This is a genomic window from Haladaptatus sp. ZSTT2 (assembly GCF_037081775.1).
Classification (GTDB): domain Archaea; phylum Halobacteriota; class Halobacteria; order Halobacteriales; family Halococcaceae; genus QDMS2.
This window is the reverse complement of record NZ_JBAMHQ010000001.1, coordinates 1-16,385: the sequence shown is the minus strand read 5'-3', so window position 1 is coordinate 16,385 and position 16,385 is coordinate 1. Positions and strand designations below refer to the sequence as shown.

General features: G+C 59.9%; 14 protein-coding genes. 5 read left to right on the top strand and 9 right to left on the bottom strand.

What is annotated here, in order from left to right; genetic code table 11:
- The first annotated feature begins 37 nt into the window (after positions 1-37).
- Entirely contained in the window at positions 38-769 is a 732-nt protein-coding gene (locus tag V5N13_RS00070; RefSeq protein WP_336359091.1) for a tetratricopeptide repeat protein, read from the top strand.
- 77 nt (positions 770-846) lie between these two features.
- Here the strand turns inward: V5N13_RS00070 and V5N13_RS00065 are convergent, their stop codons facing one another.
- Positions 847-1,020, bottom strand: a complete 174-nt coding sequence (locus V5N13_RS00065; protein ID WP_336359090.1) for a hypothetical protein — start codon at positions 1,018-1,020, stop codon at positions 847-849.
- A 112-nt stretch (positions 1,021-1,132) separates the two neighbouring features.
- Between V5N13_RS00065 and pheA the strand changes: the two genes are divergently transcribed.
- Both pheA and V5N13_RS00055 read left to right on the top strand, forming a co-directional pair.
- Positions 1,133-1,936, top strand: coding sequence for a prephenate dehydratase (pheA, locus tag V5N13_RS00060; RefSeq protein ID WP_332898774.1), 804 nt, complete (start codon positions 1,133-1,135; stop codon positions 1,934-1,936).
- Positions 1,937-1,945: 9 nt separating this feature from the next.
- Positions 1,946-4,915 (top strand): FAD-binding and (Fe-S)-binding domain-containing protein, encoded by a 2,970-nt coding sequence (locus tag V5N13_RS00055; protein ID WP_336359089.1) that lies wholly within the window; start codon positions 1,946-1,948, stop codon positions 4,913-4,915.
- On the opposite strand, the gene V5N13_RS00050 is transcribed toward V5N13_RS00055, so the two are convergent.
- From V5N13_RS00050 to V5N13_RS00035, 4 genes are all read right to left on the bottom strand, one after another.
- Positions 4,912-6,159, bottom strand: a complete 1,248-nt coding sequence (locus tag V5N13_RS00050) for a trans-sulfuration enzyme family protein (RefSeq protein ID WP_336359088.1) — start codon at positions 6,157-6,159, stop codon at positions 4,912-4,914. The two genes, V5N13_RS00055 and V5N13_RS00050, sit on opposite strands and share 4 nt — an antisense overlap.
- A gap of 601 nt (positions 6,160-6,760) precedes the next feature.
- Entirely contained in the window at positions 6,761-7,342 is a 582-nt protein-coding gene (locus tag V5N13_RS00045) for a cysteine hydrolase family protein (RefSeq protein ID WP_336359087.1), read from the bottom strand.
- A complete protein-coding gene (locus V5N13_RS00040; RefSeq protein WP_336359086.1) occupies positions 7,339-8,106 on the bottom strand; it encodes a YqcI/YcgG family protein in 768 nt (255 codons plus the stop codon). Before V5N13_RS00040 ends, V5N13_RS00045 begins: the two co-directional genes overlap by 4 nt.
- A gap of 78 nt (positions 8,107-8,184) precedes the next feature.
- Positions 8,185-8,967 carry an MOSC domain-containing protein gene (locus V5N13_RS00035; protein ID WP_336359085.1) on the bottom strand — a complete coding sequence of 261 codons (783 nt, stop codon included), beginning with the start codon at positions 8,965-8,967 and terminating at the stop codon, positions 8,185-8,187.
- Positions 8,968-9,111: 144 nt separating this feature from the next.
- Here V5N13_RS00035 and V5N13_RS00030 point away from each other — a divergent pair, with 144 nt between their 5' ends.
- Positions 9,112-10,158, top strand: coding sequence for an NAD(P)/FAD-dependent oxidoreductase (locus tag V5N13_RS00030; protein ID WP_336359084.1), 1,047 nt, complete (start codon positions 9,112-9,114; stop codon positions 10,156-10,158).
- Between the two features lie 74 nt (positions 10,159-10,232).
- On the opposite strand, the gene V5N13_RS00025 is transcribed toward V5N13_RS00030, so the two are convergent.
- The 4 genes from V5N13_RS00025 to V5N13_RS00010 form a co-directional block, all read right to left on the bottom strand.
- Entirely contained in the window at positions 10,233-11,435 is a 1,203-nt protein-coding gene (locus tag V5N13_RS00025; RefSeq protein WP_332898767.1) for an orc1/cdc6 family replication initiation protein, read from the bottom strand.
- A 961-nt stretch (positions 11,436-12,396) separates the two neighbouring features.
- Positions 12,397-12,834 carry a hypothetical protein gene (locus tag V5N13_RS00020; RefSeq protein ID WP_336359083.1) on the bottom strand — a complete coding sequence of 146 codons (438 nt, stop codon included), beginning with the start codon at positions 12,832-12,834 and terminating at the stop codon, positions 12,397-12,399.
- On the bottom strand, positions 12,831-13,709 hold the full coding sequence (locus V5N13_RS00015; protein ID WP_336359082.1) for a ParA family protein: 879 nt from the start codon (positions 13,707-13,709) through the stop codon (positions 12,831-12,833). The genes V5N13_RS00020 and V5N13_RS00015 overlap by 4 nt, the downstream gene beginning before the upstream one ends.
- Before the next feature lie 169 nt (positions 13,710-13,878).
- On the bottom strand, positions 13,879-14,751 hold the full coding sequence (locus V5N13_RS00010) for a QueT transporter family protein (protein ID WP_336359081.1): 873 nt from the start codon (positions 14,749-14,751) through the stop codon (positions 13,879-13,881).
- A gap of 220 nt (positions 14,752-14,971) precedes the next feature.
- On the opposite strand from V5N13_RS00010, the gene V5N13_RS00005 reads away from it, so the two are divergent.
- The gene (locus V5N13_RS00005; RefSeq protein WP_336359080.1) at positions 14,972-16,231 is read left to right on the top strand and encodes a low temperature requirement protein A; all 1,260 of its coding nucleotides are present in this window, start codon (positions 14,972-14,974) and stop codon (positions 16,229-16,231) included.
- The last annotated feature ends 154 nt before the right edge of the window (positions 16,232-16,385 follow it).

The following is a 16,385-nucleotide window of genomic DNA, read 5'->3' as shown; positions in this document are numbered from 1 at the left end:
CCACGCATAAGCTATCTGAGCGCCAAGATACGTGGTCGTGGCCACACATCGTAAACACCGCTATTCTGACAGTCGAGGCTTTGGGAATCCGTACGAAGGCGTGACGCTGGACCCGCATATTCTGCGCGAGGACAACACCAAGATAGACCCCGTCGATGACTACGCGCTCGCTGACCTCATAGACGACTGGAACATCAAACGCGACGACATCACGCCACAGGAACTCATCGACCTCGGCCTCACCTATCTGCAACTCGGCTTCCATACGGAGGCCGCAGATTCCTTCGAGCGCGCGGCGCGACTCGCAGACGAAGACTCACTCGACGCCCAAGAGGCGTGGGTGAACAAGGGCGTCGCCCACTCACAAATCGAGGAGTTCGATGAGGCAATCGGAGCGTTCTACGAGGCGTTGCACATCAACGACCGAAACGAGTTCGCCGCGCTCGCGGAGATGAACCTCGCCTTTGCCCTCTGGGAGGGCGAGGATTCCTCGCACCCACTCGAACACGCAGAGCGCGCCGTCGAACTCGACCCACGCATGCCACAGGCGTGGTATAATCTCGGCTTTTTCTACACAGAGCGCGCGCTTTGGGAGGACGCCGTAGACTGTTTCGAGAAGGCGATTACGCTCGGCTATCGGACGGCAACGGTCTACGAGGAACACGCTCGGGCGCTCGAAGAAGTGGGCAACTATGTCGAGGCTGAAATCGCGGCGGAAGAAGCCGCAGCGATTCGGGCACAGGGCCAACAGCGCCTGCTCACCGAGTAATCACGGCGTTTCCCAACACAGTTCGAGGGTGAGTTGTGCGTCACACTCGAGTGTGTTCGTATCCATGCCAACCTCGGTCACGTCGTGGTCTGTTGGCAGCCCGGCGCTGCACGATTCGTACTCGACGATGGTTGCGAGGGTGGCCGGGCGCCACAGGCAGGGCAGTCAACGTAGTAGCCCTCGTCGCCCTCGTGCCACGAATCTTGGGTCAGTTCCATGCGGGCGGCCTCGTCGTCGGTGCGCTCTGTCATGATACGTGTCGATGTCCACTCCCCCGACAGATACGTGGACTGGCCGATTTTTCTCCGGCAGTCGTGGCGGCCACCGATGGGTACTTGTGTGAATCTCGATGAACTGAGGTATATGAGAGCAGTCACCTTGGGGCCAGTCGGGACGTACTCCCATCGTGCGGCGAAAGCGGTCGCAGACGAGGTCGAGTTTCGCGAGTCGATGACCGCCATCGTAGAGGCAGTCGTCGCGGGCGAGTATCGCCGTGGCGTCATCCCCATCGAGAACAGCATCGAAGGGAGCGTCACCGAGAGCTTAGACGCCCTCGCCACCCACGACCTCGCGGTGGTCGCAGAGTTGGTTACACCCATCCGCCACGCGCTGCTCGCCCAGAGTGAGACGTTCGACACGGTCGCAAGCCACTCGCAGGCGCTTGCCCAGTGTCGTGGCTATCTCGAAGAACACTACCCCGACGCCACCATCGAGGCGGTTGCAAGCACCGCACGCGGCGTCGAACTCGCCCGTGAAGACCCGACTGTGGCGGGCATTGGCCACCCGGACACCGCAGGCGACGACCTCACCGTCCTCGCACAGGACATCCAAGACCGTTCGTCGAACGAAACCCGATTTCTGGTGATTGCCCCACCCGAAGAACGCAGCGTCGCGGGCGGAAAATCGACTGCCGTCGTCCACCCGAACGCCAATTATCCCGGACTTCTCCTCGACATACTCGAAGCGTTCGCAGAACGGGACATCAACCTCTCGCGCATCGAGTCGCGGCCGAGCGGGAACCGCCTCGGTGACTATCTGTTCCACCTCGATTTCGAGGCAGGCATGTACGAAGAACGCGCCCAAGCCGCCATCGACGAGGTGCGAAAGACCGTCCCGAAGGGCACCGTTGACGTGCTCGGTTCCTACGACACCAAACACATCGTCTGAAACGAACCAATGAGCAACACACCAGCGAGGCCACCAGGAGCCGACCAGCGTGCGAACTACGACTACCACGACGACACCATCGCCCGGCCGGGACTCGTTTCGGATTTAGAAACCCTCGTCGCAGGCGACGTTCGCTTTGATACCTACACGCGCCAGTTGTACGCCACCGACGCGAGTTCCTACGAGGTGACGCCCATCGGCGTCGTCCTCCCGGAATCGACCGCTGACGTGAAAGCCGTCATGGAGTACTGTGCGGCGCGGAAGATACCCGTCCTGCCACGCGGCGGCGGGACGAGTCTCGCCGGACAAGCCGTGAACGAAGCCGTCGTCCTCGATTTCACCCGGTACATGGACGGCCTCGTCGACGTAGACCCCGAGGCGAAAACCGCCCGTGTCCAGCCCGGCATCACCCTTTCCGTCCTCAACGACGCCCTCGCTCCTCACGACCTCAAATTCGCCCCCGACCCCGCAGCGGGCGACCGAAGCGTCATCGGCGGCGCGATTGGCAACAACTCGACCGGGTCGCACTCGCTCAAATACGGCCTCACCGAAGCCTATGTCGAAGAGTGTGAGGTCGTCCTCGCAGACGGTACCGTGACGACGTTCGGGGAAGTGACCCTCGAAGAACTGAGAGCCGGCGCCGGTGACGAGGATTTGGAAGCCAGAATTTACGCAGAGGCCTGCCACATCCTCGACGACCTGAGCGACGAGGTGCAGGCGCGCTATCCCGACCTGAAGCGCAACGTCTCGGGGTACAACTTGGACTCCTTTGTCGAGCAAGCGAAGTCGGGGTCGGTGAACCTCGGTCGCTTGCTTGCAGGCAGCGAGGGCACGCTCGCGCTCATCACCGAGGTCACGATTTCGCTCGTAGACGTCCCGGAGGCGAAGGCGATGGCGCTGCTCGCCTACGAAAACATCACCGACGCAATGCACGACGTGGCTCCAATCGTGGCCCACGACGCCGCGGCCGTCGAGCTGGTCGATGACGTGTTGCTCGACTTGGCGAGTCAGACCGCCGCGTTCGAGGACATCTCGCAACTGGTGCCGTCGGGAACCGAGGCCGTGTTGCTTGTCGAATTTTACGCGGATGACGACGACCACGGCAAACAACAGGTGGCCCGACTCATCGAAGACCGCGTTGCGGGCGAGGGACAAGCGTTCGACGCCGTCGAAGCCTACACCGAAAAAGCGCAAGCGAACTTCTGGAAACTCCGGAAAGCTGGTCTGCCAATCTTACTTTCTCGAACCTCCGATAGAAAACACATCTCGTTTATCGAGGACGCGGCCGTGCCCCCCGAGCATCTCCCCGAGTATGTCACATGCTTCCAGCAGATTCTCAGAGACCACGGGACTGAAGCCAGTTTCTACGCCCACGCCGGGCCGGGGGTGCTCCACGTCCGGCCGCTCGTGAGCCTCAAAGACGAAGCCGACATCGAGATGATGGAGTCGATTGCAGACGAGGTGACCGACATGGTCGTCGAACTTGGTGGCTCCGTTTCCGGCGAGCACGGCGACGGACGAGCCAGAACCCAGTGGAACAAGAAACTCTACGGTGCGACGCTCTGGGAGGCGTTCCGTGACCTGAAAACCGCTTTCGACCCCGACTGGCTCCTGAACCCCGGGCAGGTCTGTGGCGACGTGAAGATGACCGAAAACCTTCGCTACGGCACCGACTACGAGTTCGATGCCGGATTCACGCCCGCGCTCAACTGGGAGAACGACAACGGCTTTCAGGGGATGACGGAGCTCTGTCACGGCTGTGGCGGCTGTCGCGGCCATCAGGAAACCACCGGCGGCGTGATGTGTCCGACCTACCGGGCAGCGAACGAGGAGTCGCTCGCCACACGTGGCCGGGCGAACATGCTCAGACAGGCGATGAGCGGCGACCTCCCGAAAGGCGAGTTGTTCTCCGCCGAGTTCCAACACGAAGTGTTAGACCTCTGTGTCGGCTGTAAGGGCTGTGTCCAAGACTGTCCCTCCGGTGTCGATATGGCAAAGCTGAAAGCCGAAGTGCAACACGTCCACCATCAGCGAGAAGGGTCGAGTCTGCGTGATAAGCTGTTTGCGAACATCGACCGCCTCTCCGCACTTGGCAGCCTGTTTGCACCCGTCTCGAACTTCGGGACGAAGATTCCTGGCGTTCGGACTGCCATCCAAAGCACGGTTGGCATCGCAAAGGAGCGAAGCCTTCCGGAGTTCCGTCGCCAGACGCTCAAAAAGTGGTTCCGGGCGCGTGGGTCGATGCTAAGCGAGGACGAAGCAGACAGAAAGGCCATTCTGTTTCCCGACACATACACGAACTACAGCCACCCGGAGGCCGGACGCGCCGCCGTTCGCGTGCTCGAAGCCGCGGGCGTCCACGTCAGACTCGCAGACGAAACCGACAGCGGGCGTCCGGCCCACTCGAAAGGCTTTCTCGGGAAATCGCGGGCGACCGCCCAGCGAAACGTCGCCGCACTCACCCCGTACGTCGAAGACGGCTGGGACGTTGTGTTGGTCGAACCCTCCGACGCGGTGATGTTCCAGTCCGATTACGTAGACCTCCTCTCTGGAGAGGACGTAGAGACGCTTGCGGCCAACACCTACGGCGTCTGTGAGTACCTCGATGTATTCCAGCTAGACGAGACCATCTCCTACCGCGAGGTGAACACCTCGCTCACCTACCACGGCCACTGCCATCAGAAGGCAACGAAGAAAGACCACCACGCGGTGGGTGTGCTCCGGCGGGCGGGCTTCACGGTCGACCCACTCGATTCGGGCTGTTGTGGGATGGCCGGGAGCTTCGGCTACGAGGCAGAGCATTTCTCGCTCAGCAAAGCAATCGGTGACGTGCTGTTCGAGCAAGTCGAGGAAAGTCCCGGTGACCAAATCGTCGCGCCGGGGGCGTCGTGTCGCACGCAGCTTGGTGACCGCGACGGGACGAGCGAACAGCCGAAAACGCCAATCGAACTGGTCGCGGTTGCACTTGGCGAGTACTAGTCAGCAGTGTGGACGGCGCGCTCTTCGACCGCCCTAAGGGCGGAGTCGAGGTCTGCGATAAGGTCGTCTACGTGTTCGACACCGACAGAGAATCGAAGGAGGGTGTCGGTGATGCCGAGCGACTCGCGTTCTTCTGGCGAGAGTTCTGAGTGGGTGAGCGACGCGGGGTGTTCGACCAGCGATTCGACGCCGCCAAGGCTGACGGCGAAGGTGAACTCATCGAGTTCAGCGACGAGGTGTTCTACGGTTTCGAGCGAACCATTGAACACCGCAGTTACCACGCCGCCGGGACCGGACATCTGCTGGCGGGCGAGGTCGGCTTGCGGGTGGCTTGCTAAGCCGGGGAAGTAAACCGTCTCAACGAGGTCGTGATTATCGAGGAATTCGGCAACCGCTTGGGCGTTTTCAGCGTGCTGGCGCATCCGCATCGGGAGCGTCTTGATGCCGCGAAGCAAGAGGTATGAGTCGAACGGCGAGAGCATGTTGCCGAGGCCGATCTGTTGCAGGAATTTGAGGCTGTCTGCGAGGTCTGGATTGTTCGTGATAGCGACGCCGCCCATCGAATCGGAGTGGCCGTTCAGGTACTTCGTCGTGCTGTGGACGACCACGTCCGCGCCGAGGGTGAGCGGCTGTTGGAAGTACGGCGAGAGGAAGGTGTTGTCGACGCCGAACAGCGCGCCGTGTTCCTGTGCGACGGTGGCGATGGATTCGATGTCACAGAGGTGGAGCAACGGGTTCGTCGGCGTCTCCATCCAGATGAGTTCGGTGTTGTCCTGCATCGCCGCACGGACGTTCTCGGTGTCGCGGGCGTCGACGAAACTGACTTCGACGCCGAGTTTGTCGGGGAGAAACAGTGTGAACATCGCTTTCGTGCCGCCGTAGAGGTCGTCGAAGGCGACGACGTGGTCGCCGGGGTTGAGCGCGGCCATTGCAACCGTGGCGATGGCGGCGGTGCCGGAGGCAAAGGCGAAGGCGTGGTCGCCGCCTTCAAGGGCGGCGAGTCGGGTTTCGACCGCGTTTCGCGTCGGGTTCGAGAGCCGCGAGTAGACGTATTCGTTCGCATCCGGGTCGAGCGAGAGGAGGTCTGCGGCAGGGTCGATGCCGGGGACAGCAAACGTAGAGGAGAGGTGGATGGGTACCGTCACGTCGCCAACGTGGTCATTGCCAGCCTGCGCCTTCTCGCCGCAGGTGACCGCCAACGTTTCTACGTGCTCTGCGTCCGTGGTGCGCGCTCGCCAATCCATGCTAGACAATACGACAAAATCTGTGAAAAAGATTAAGGTTTTGTCCGATAAAACCAGAGATAATTAAACAAACGTATAGATTATTGCTGGTAATATACGGGCGACAGCGGAGGCTCTGTGGCAGCCTGAAGACAGTCCTCTGTAGGCAATCTGAACACAGTTATACTGGAAGCGGGCCGGTGGCCGCGGTGGCCCGGTGTCTGGTATGGCACCAAAGAGAAACACCACAGCCCGGTTTCTCGACCATCGGGTAGGTGGAGCGCTACGCCGAATGTCGCAACGGACGGTTCGTGGTAGCATACCATAGCCCTGCCCGTTGCGGTGAGTTCTGCCGAGAGGCCACACGCGAAAACCTATCTCCAATAAGGACTCCCCAGCCTGCAAGCATATATACTCCCAGAAGGCGAAAGGCCACTCATGCAAGGAGCAGACCGATTCTTCCGGCTGGTCGTCATCCTGACGTTCGTACTCATCTTCATTGGGGTTTTAGCGAGCGTTTTCCTCTAGCGGTTTTCACCGGAAACCCGGTGTGACGGGCGGAGGTGACAGCTACGCAGGAAAGACAGTAGGTGCAACTGGCAAAACGCACCGCAGGCGCAAGCTACTCCGAACGCACAGCGAGCAGCGCCTCGGTGTCGAGAACCGTCGCGAACTCGCCGTTGAGGTGGGCAAGCGCGAGTGCGTGAGACTCGTCGGCTTCGTAGGTTGTCCCGTCGTAGCCGGTACGCTCGTGTGTCGCCGTTGCGTCTGCGACGACGAACACGGTAAATCCAAGGTTTTCTGCCATCCGCGCCGTCGTGGAGACGCAGTGGTCAGTCGTGAGTCCGGCGAGCACGAGCGTCGTAATGCCCGCCTCGCGGAGTCGGGCTGCTAAGTCCGTCCCGATGAACGCGCTGTTTACGTTCTTGGTGATGACGGGTTCGCCGTCTGCGACGAGGCCGTCTCTGAGCGCGCTTCCGGGCTGGTCTGGGCGGAGCGGTGAGTCGGATTCGGTCGAGTGGTGTTTGACGTGGAACACGGGTCGGCCAGCCTCGCGCCACGCGGCGAGGAGGGCATCGAGGTTTGCTTCCATCTCGGGGTTGTTTCGCGGCCCCCACGCGGGGTCGTCGAAGCCTTGCTGTACGTCGATGGTGATGAGCGCGGTGGTGTCGGTGAGTGGTGTGGTGTCGGTAGAGGCGGTCATCTGAGTGCAGTGATTATGAGCGGACACGTCTCGATGGTGTCCTCGTTTCTCTCGGGAAGGAGGTACTGTTTCCACTCGCGGGTGTGAGAATCGCCCCAATCACCGATATCCGCGTGCGGGCAGACGCCGTCGTAGTCTTCGATGCGCGCTCTGATGATGCGTCGCGCTTCTTTTCCGGCCGCAGTGTCGCCCGTGATACCCGCGAAGATGGCTCGCGGTTGGGCCGTGATTTCGAGGCCGTGTGGCGTGTGGCGGCTCATGCGCTGTTCGTAAAACGGCGCGCGAGCGGTCGGAAACATTGGCTCACCGGCGAAACAGAACTCCCAGTAGGGGTCCGTCGGGTCGGTTGGGATGTGGTGTGGCCACGGCTCCGGGTCGTGGTCGTGGAGGAACTGGAGGATGTGCCAGAAGTGGTCTCGGTACGCGGCCTCGTCCAATTCACGCTCGGGTGGTTTGAAGAAGATGACCAGCGACGTCCGCTCGCTGTACTCTTCGAACACCTGAACGTACTCGAAGAGGGTGTCTGTGAGCGTGAGCAGCGCCGACTCGTCGGTCATCGAGTCACAAAAGGTGTAGAGGGCGTCGCCGCTCCGTTCTGATTCCATCCCGAAATAGCACGGGAACGGTGCGCCGTCGTGGGTGCCGAGCATCGCGTTGCGAAAGCCCTCGTAGTGGCTTTCGGCCCAGTCGGGAAGTGCGCCATTGTCGAGTGCGTCGTGTAACTGTTCCTGGGTAAACAGTCCGTAGGTCGATTCGACCGCCATGTCTAATATTGGCAGTAGGGACGAGCGCGCAATGACTGTGCCGGTTCGAGCGATTTGCGCACGCCGTGTATGAGAAAGTTAACCAACTGTGACAGAATCACCGACGTGAATCTCCTTCCCCCACGCCGACTCGGGGACGGTCGTGTTCACCGTCACGCGAAAGAAGTGGTCGAACTGCGCGCGGTTGGCCCACGCTGGAAGCGTCGCCTCTCGTCGGGTGATGAATGTTGTGCGAAACTCCGACGTCGCCTCGCCAGTGTCCGGGTCGCGCGTCGGGACGACACAGCGCTGGCAGGGGTTCGTCCCGGCGAATGGGGTGGGTCCGATTTCGAATGGTTTGGCCGTGCCGGGTTCGGCGTAGAGCCGGTCTTCCCAGAACGCCGGACAGCCGCCGAGTTCGAGATTCGCTCGAAAGCGCCGCCGAACGTTCGCCACGGGGAGGTCGTACCACGAGGCGATTTCAGCGAGCGTTGCGGTCGAGACGACCGTTGGCCCCGACGCCTCCGTGTCGTCTGGCGCGCCGCCTGCAGGCTGTTTTTCGAGCGAAACGTCGCGCTCGAAGTAGCTTGAGAGCCACGCCTCGAATCGGTCGCGGTGGTCGTCCAGATGGCCGGACACAGCCCGGTCAGTTCCGCGGACGCTGATCGTCGCTCGATTCGCCTCAAGGTCCATCGAGAGGGCGAGGCGGTGAATGGTAGCTGTGCGTTTGCCGTTCACGAACGTTCCCGCCGCATCGACGAGTGCGTACGCGCGGTCGTGGGAGAGGCCGCCGTTTTCGACCAGCGTCGCCCGGTCGCAGGTGACGCCATCGAGTGACTTGATGGGATAGACGGTGATTCGGTCGAGGGTAGGCGCGGTCACTGTGTTGAGTAGGGTGGGTGGTGTCTCAAAGCTTCCTCTGAAAGGAAGCCGGAAATCGACACCGGAAACCTGCACATCCATTCGATACCCGAAACCTGTGTGCCCCATGCCACAGACTTTGGCTCCGTGACCCGACACTCTGGTATGACCAACGCGCTCGCAGTCGTCGGAGCTGGAGCCGCGGGGTGTGGCGTCGCCTACGCCCTCCGCGATACAGCGTTCGACGTGACGATATTCGAGAAGAGCCGCGGCGTCGGCGGCAGGGCCACAACGCGACGGCGGAACGGCTGTTACTACGACCACGGCGCGAACTACCTGAAGCCCACAGACGACAGAACCGGGACCTTGCTTTCGACTCTCGGAACCGACGGGCTTGTCGACATCGAGGCTCCAGTCTGGACGTACGACAAGCGCGGGCAGATTCGCCGGGGAGACCGTGAGGAAGCCCACAAATGGAGCTACCAAACCGGCCTCACCCAGTTCGCAAAGCGAGTGCTCAGGCAGACGGATGCGACGGTCGAAAAGGGCGTTGAAATCGCTCGCCTCGAATGGACAGACGACGGCGATTGGGCTGGCTGGCGACTGTTCGATGGAGCTGACACGGCGGTTGGACGGTTCGACCGCGTCGTCCTCACGCCACCCGCACCGCAAACGGCCGGGATTCTCCGGCGAAGCCAGTGGATAGATTCACGACGACGGGAACTCACCGAGGCCATCGACGCCGTGCCCTACCGGACGATTCGCTCGGTGATGCTCCACTACCCGTTCAAGCTTGACCTGCCTTACTACGCACTCGTCAATGTAGATCGGGACCACCCGATTGGCTGGCTTTCGCGTGAGGAGTGTAAGCCAGGCCACGTCCCCGACGGTGAGAGCTTGCTCGTCGTCCAGATGAGTCCGGAATGGTCAGAAGAACACGCAGACCTGTCCACGGCGCGAGCGGGACGCCGTGTCGCACAGCTCGCTTCGACGTTACTCGACGATTCGCGAGTAGCAGACCCTGACTGGGTCGATACGCAGGGGTGGCGCTATGCACTGCCAGACGCTCGTGTCGATGACGCGACGGTTCGCAGCGCCGAGGACGAGGGACTGTACTTTGCTGGAGATTGGGTGGTTGGTGAAGGGCGCGTGCATGCGGCATTCTGGAACGGTGTAGCCGTGGGCGAGCGAGTGACTGTAGCTCACGAATAGCACGAGTATTGGTTGCGCACGCGCACCGGGTTTCCGGTGAAATGTGTGAGAAAGGAGTGGGGTGGCTGAGCCGACTACTGTTCGGTCGTCTCGACGAGGACTTTCTTTACGACTGCTGGTTCCTCTAGGAGTTGGTGTTCGGTGTAGCTCCCTTCGGCACTCCCGCCGCTGCGATGGGCTTGTTCGATGATATCGAGGAAGGCGTGTTCTTTGAGGAGGTCACGAACCCGGCGCAGTGAGAGGTAATCAGAGCCTTCCTGTCTGCAGATTTCTTTGTACACATCGTAGATACGGGTCGTGCGAAAGCCGTCCTGATTCGGGTTGTTGAGCGAGAGGACGGTGAGCGCTTGGAGGACGAACCGGGAGTGGGGCGTCGAACCGCGGATGAGTTCCCGAAAGCGGTCGGTTTCTGCGCGCTCGCGGGCTTGGACGATGAACTCCTCTTTGACCGTCTTCGCGCCCGTCGATTGGGCAATCTCGCCTGCATACCGGAGGATGTCGATTGCCTTTCGGGCGTCACCGTGTTCGCGTGCGGCGAGGGCGGCGGCGCGCGGAATCACGGACTCTTCTAAGACGTTGTCACGAAAGGAGTCAGAACGGGCGTCCATAATCTCACGAAGCTGGTTCGCGTCGTAGGGTGGGAAGACGTACTCGCGTTCACAGAGCGACGAGCGGACGCGTTCGTCCATCCGGTCTTTGTACTTGATTTTGTTGCTGATGCCGATAACGCCAACCTTGCAGTGGTGGAGTTTTCCGGCTTCGCCCGCCCGCGAGAGTTGCATCAGGATGCCGTCGCTGTCGAGTTTGTCGATTTCGTCTAAGATGACGAGCACCACGTCGTACTGTTGGTCTAAAATCTTCCAGAGGCGCTTGTAGTACGTCGCAGTCGAGATACCCTTGTCCGGGATTTTGATGTCCGTCACCGCGGGGTCGTTGACCGCGGTGGCGATGGTTTGGACCGTCTGGGTCTCGGTCGTATCCTGCGCACAATCGACGTACGCCATGGCAACCGTCACGCCTTCTTCGTCTGCGGTTTCGATGAGCCGACGAGAGACGTACTTCGCACAGAGCGATTTCCCGGTGCCCGTCTTGCCGTAGATGAGCACGTTGCTCGGACTCTGTCCGAAGATTGCTGGGTTCACGGCATTTGCGAGGTGGCCGATTTCCTCGTCGCGCCCGACGATGCGTCCCCCGTCCGGGAGGTGGTTGATTTCGAGAAGCTCTTTGTTCGCAAAGATGGGGTCTTCCCGAGTGAAAAGTTCGTCAGCCTCAGACATTCTGGATATTCACCCCGTTTCCGGTGAAATGGCTTTACGTTTTCTGTCCACGGGCAGGTTCGAACGGCTACGAGTGCGAATCAAGAACTTCACCAAGTGGTCCCGAGCAACGGTGACGCGCACACCGCATTTCCGGTGAAATGTGTGGGATGGGCGTGGGGGTAGTCGAGGTCGGTGTGCGATTCCGCACAATAAACAAGTATTGCGATTGACTTACTGGACTGTTATTCAGATAGCATACTTAATCATTTCTATATCAGAGTGTTGTTTGATTCGTAGATATTTCACCGGAAGCGGTGTATTTAGAAATGCTATATCTTTGATTGGTTAGAAATATGACTGGTCCGGGACATTCGGAACATCGTTTAGGAAACATCAACCTCACACAAGACTGCTAGGAACGGCTCCCCTGGCAAACGTAGTGGCCATCGCGATGGGTTGTTGGTAGACTGGCGGCCCAATCGAAGCCATCAATTGATTGCTCCAGTTGACTGCTCCAATTGTGGGCACCAGTTGGCGACGTCAGTAGCCGAATACCGCCAATAGACGCGACATCCTGTCTTCGGTCGCAGCCTATCGCCACGGTTCACCGGAAATCCGGTGTGTGCGTGCTCATCCAACCACGCTGCCCAAGCTACCCACCTTCCCCTCACACGAATTTCACCGGAAACCCGGTGTGCGCGCGTTCACGTACCTTCACTTCGTTCACCAACGCCGTTTCACCGGAAATGCGGTGTGCGCCACCCCTGCATGCAGACCCGAACACACTAGGCCAATTTCGCCTCAGTTCACCGGAAACGTGGTGTGCGTCTCACAGCCTGCGTCGCCAGTGCTAATCTCGCCATCTGCTCCATCACTCACCCATACAGCCACACTGCTTTCACCGGAAATGCGGTGTGACACGCTTCTCAATCGATCTTCGAATACATGAGTAGCGAGCGAATAGAGCGTTGTCAACCCGTCAGTCGAAGTAGTTGTAGCCCCACGATTCGAGCAGCGAGATGACCATCTCAGGGTGTTGCATCCCCACGAGATACGCGGCTTCGCGCACGTCGAGGCGGCTCAGGTCGGTGTCCATCGCCTCTTCAAGGTCGCTCTCGAACCGACGGTAGGTTCGGTCGGTTTCTGGTCTGACGAACAACTGGTGAACCTTCTCGCGGTCAGCCTTGACTTTGTCTCGACGGAAAATCCACGGGATTTCTGCCTCGTCGGCCGGTTCTTCTGCCTTCCCGGCCGGCTCGTCGGTAGCGTGCGGAGAGTCGTTTTTCGACACGTCCAGTACGTCTGACTCTTCTGTGCTACCACCCTCGACAGAGTCTGCGTCCGCTGGTTGCCCGTCGTCCAGCGTATCGTCTTCAAAGATGTCTGCAAACGGGTCGTCACCGGCACCGGATTTCATGCCGACACCTCCGCTTGTTCTGTGGCTGCCCCATTGACTTGTTCGTTGATGAACGCCGCAAGTTCGTCAAACTGTGCGAGCGTGTCGAGTTCGTACTGGCGCTTTCGCGCCCGGTGTTCTTCGACGTAGGTGAACGCGTTCACCTGCTGTTTCCAACAGCCTTCAAACAGCGAGGTTCTGTCGCGAATGGAGACCGGTACTGAAAAGCCGAGTTCCGAGAGTGCTGCCTCGTACTCACGCTGGTCTGCGGTGTCTTTGACTTCGTTTGGCACCACGGCGAGCACGCCGACTTCCAACTCCAGTTCCGATTCGAGCCCGGCCACGATGTCCTGTAACCCCTCGACGCTCTGGTGACCTTTCCCCGAGAGTTCGAGCGGGATGACGACGTTTCGCGTCGCGTAAATTGCGTTGTACAGGTGGTCGCCCGTCGTCGCCGGTGGATCGACAATCAACACGTCGTAGGTTTCGTGAACCCTGGCCTCCGCGAGCACGCGGTGGAGCTGCTCGTAGCGTGGGTACGTGTACTCCGGGTCGGGATTCGTCTGCTCTTCGATTTCCGAGGTTCGAAGGAGCAACTCGGTCAACCGTTCGAGCATGTTGTGACTCGGGAGGACGTCGATGCCCGGTTCGGCCGTTCGAATCAAGTCCTCGAACGCGCCACCTGGTCGCCCAATCATATGCCGGACGAGATTGTCAGAGCCGCCCTCGTTGCGAGCGGCTTCGACATCGAGTAAGTAGGTCAAACTCCCCTCCTGTGGGTCTAAGTCGATGACGAGTACGTCCTGTCCAGCCCGAGCGTGTGCCTTAGCGAGATTCGCAGAAAGTGTGGTTTTCCCGACGCCGCCCGCCTCCGAATAAACCGTGTACGTAAGCATGCTACAGTGATGGCTGAACACGTACAAAAACACCCGTCAGACAATAGAATATTACTGGCCAGTGTTACTGCGCAGTATTACTGTCGGGGGTGGTGAGGTGGTGTAGGCAAGCTTGCATCGCACGGCAATATCCCATTTCGAACGTTTCGAAGCGATTCGTCGTCTCGCCTCACCCACTGCGTCCGATTCGCTCTCGGCCTGTTGACCTGCGTAATCGTGGCGACCACCCGCCCGAGAGGATACTGAAGCCAACGAGCAAGGAGAACGCGATTGCGCCGATGGTGATCTGAACCACTGAGCCACCGGTTCCCGCCTCGATGCCAGCACCACCGACACCGAACGGGACGCCTTGTACAGCGACCCCGATACCGATTCCAACGATCAGCCACGCGACTGAGACAGTCGAGAGCCCAACAGCAGCGTAGCGCTGGTCACGGGTCGCCGTGATTGGGTGGTCGTTGTGGTCCATCATGCCAGTGTAGAGCAACCCTGCACGTTCGATACGGGGATATAGAAGATACAACAACGGCGGCCCGATGACGGCAGCAGCGAGGAAATCGTTGACCAAAATGATGGTCGCAAACACCGAGAACGGAAACAGCCCCAAGAGTTCGAGCCCCCACGCAATTATCGCGGCGGTGCCTGCAGCCGCGACAAACGAGATGACGACGAACTCACCGAGTTGTTTCACAGACCGCATGGTCGGCTTCTCACCCGAGGATAACCACCCGAGCCGTCCCCAGAGTTTATAGCCGATATAGCCGCTGAAGAAGTTGCCAACGAAGCCAAAAATGCTGCCGGCGGTGAGCGTACCGCCGAACGCATCACTGAACAGATTACCGATACCTGCACCCCACGCCGTGGCTGGGCCAAACATGAGACTGAGCGCGACCGGAAGCACGTTCGCCGGACGAATCTCCGTGAATCCCGGGACGATAACGAACCCCTTGAACGGGATTAACGCGGTCATGTACACTGCCGCGATGACCGCCGTGAGTGCAACCATCCGTGGGTCTTTCCACATCGTGAATACTTCTTTCATGTCGTCTCCGTCCGCTGAGGCCCCGAGTCGTAGTTCGTAACCTGTCCACCCTGCAAACGCGGTGGATTCCTCGACACCAGTAGGTATTATAACGATTTAATATGGCATAAACGCCGCGACAGTGCTGTTTTCAGTACGTTGCGGAAACTCGATGACTCCTCGACTGCCACGACATATGCTTATGCTATTTTGTGTCGTTTTTATACGCAGGAGAGATTCGATGGCGTTCGACCCTCGAGGAATCAGGAGACACTTCAAGCGGCCGCTCTCGGTGTATACCGGCAGAGAGGAGAGTCTGCGCCACGCCACATGGCTCGAACTCTTTTTCGACCTCGTGTTCGTCGCTGCCATCGCAGAGATTGGCACGAATCTCCATCACAACTTGACGCTCGAAGGCGTGCTGTATTTCACCGGCGTGTTCGTGTTGGTCTGGTGGGTCTGGCTTGACTACAGCTACTACGCAGACCTGTATGCCGCAGACGACCTCATCTCGCGGGCGAGCCTCATCGGTGTCATGTTCGTGGTGATATTCCTCTCACAGACCGTAGACGGCGTGTTCCACGGCCAGACGTTCGTGTTCGGGGCCACCATGCTGTTCTTGCGCGTGGTTCTCACCGTCCTCTATCTTCGGCCGCGACCAAACGTCGTCACAGAAGAGACACAGGGGTTCGTCATGACGTGGATTACCTCAGAATTCTTGACGACCGCTGTTTGGGGGGTTTCCCTGCTCGTCCCCGACCCCGGCCGGTTCGGGCTGTGGATTGCGGCGTTCACCATCAATATGGCCGGAGTCGCGGTGTTGTACACCGTCTTCGACACCGTCCTCGTTCAGGTGTCACACTTCCCCGAGCGCCTCGGGCTCATCACCATCATCGTCCTCGGTGAGACCATCCTCGCCGTCTCGTTTGGCACCTCCATTGTGACCTCCGGTGCCGACTTCCAACTCGAAGTGCTCCTCGTCGGACTGGGCGGCTTCTTGATTGCAGTCGGCGCATGGTGGCTCTACTTCGGGCGGTTCGACGAGCGTGTCATCGACCGGGCGCTCACTGCACCACCCGACCGACAGCTTCGAGCACGCCAAGCCGCACTCGTCTACGTGTTCAGCCACTTCTTCGTTCACCTCGGAATCGTTGCGGCCGGGGTCGGACTGGTGCTCGCCATCGAAGCGACGATTGCCGGTCACACACTGGAACAAGGTGCCAGACTCATCCTCTGTGGAGGCGTTGCCTCGTTCTTGCTCGGCTGTGCCATCCTTCAACGGGCCATTCCACAGGTGTCCGATGAAATTCGATTCGACAATCACGTGCTCGTGGCACGGCTCGTCGTCATCGGAACATTCCTGGCGCTCATCCCACTCGCGGATATGTTTTCACCAGTCACGCTGATTGGAACCATCGCCGTGGCGTTCATCGCCCTTATCGGCTTCGAAAGCATCGTCAATCCGTGGGTTGAGGTCCCACCAGCTTCGGCTGAGGTGTAAGCTCCTGTCGCTCACAGAGTTGTTCGCGGTTAGAAAAGCCAAAGGAGGGACAAACAGCACTTGTCCACATCCGAGTATTTAATAGGGACATTTTCCTTGGTACTCTCATGGCCGACCCAGCCGCTGAGATTGAGCGCCTCAGAGACCGCATTGA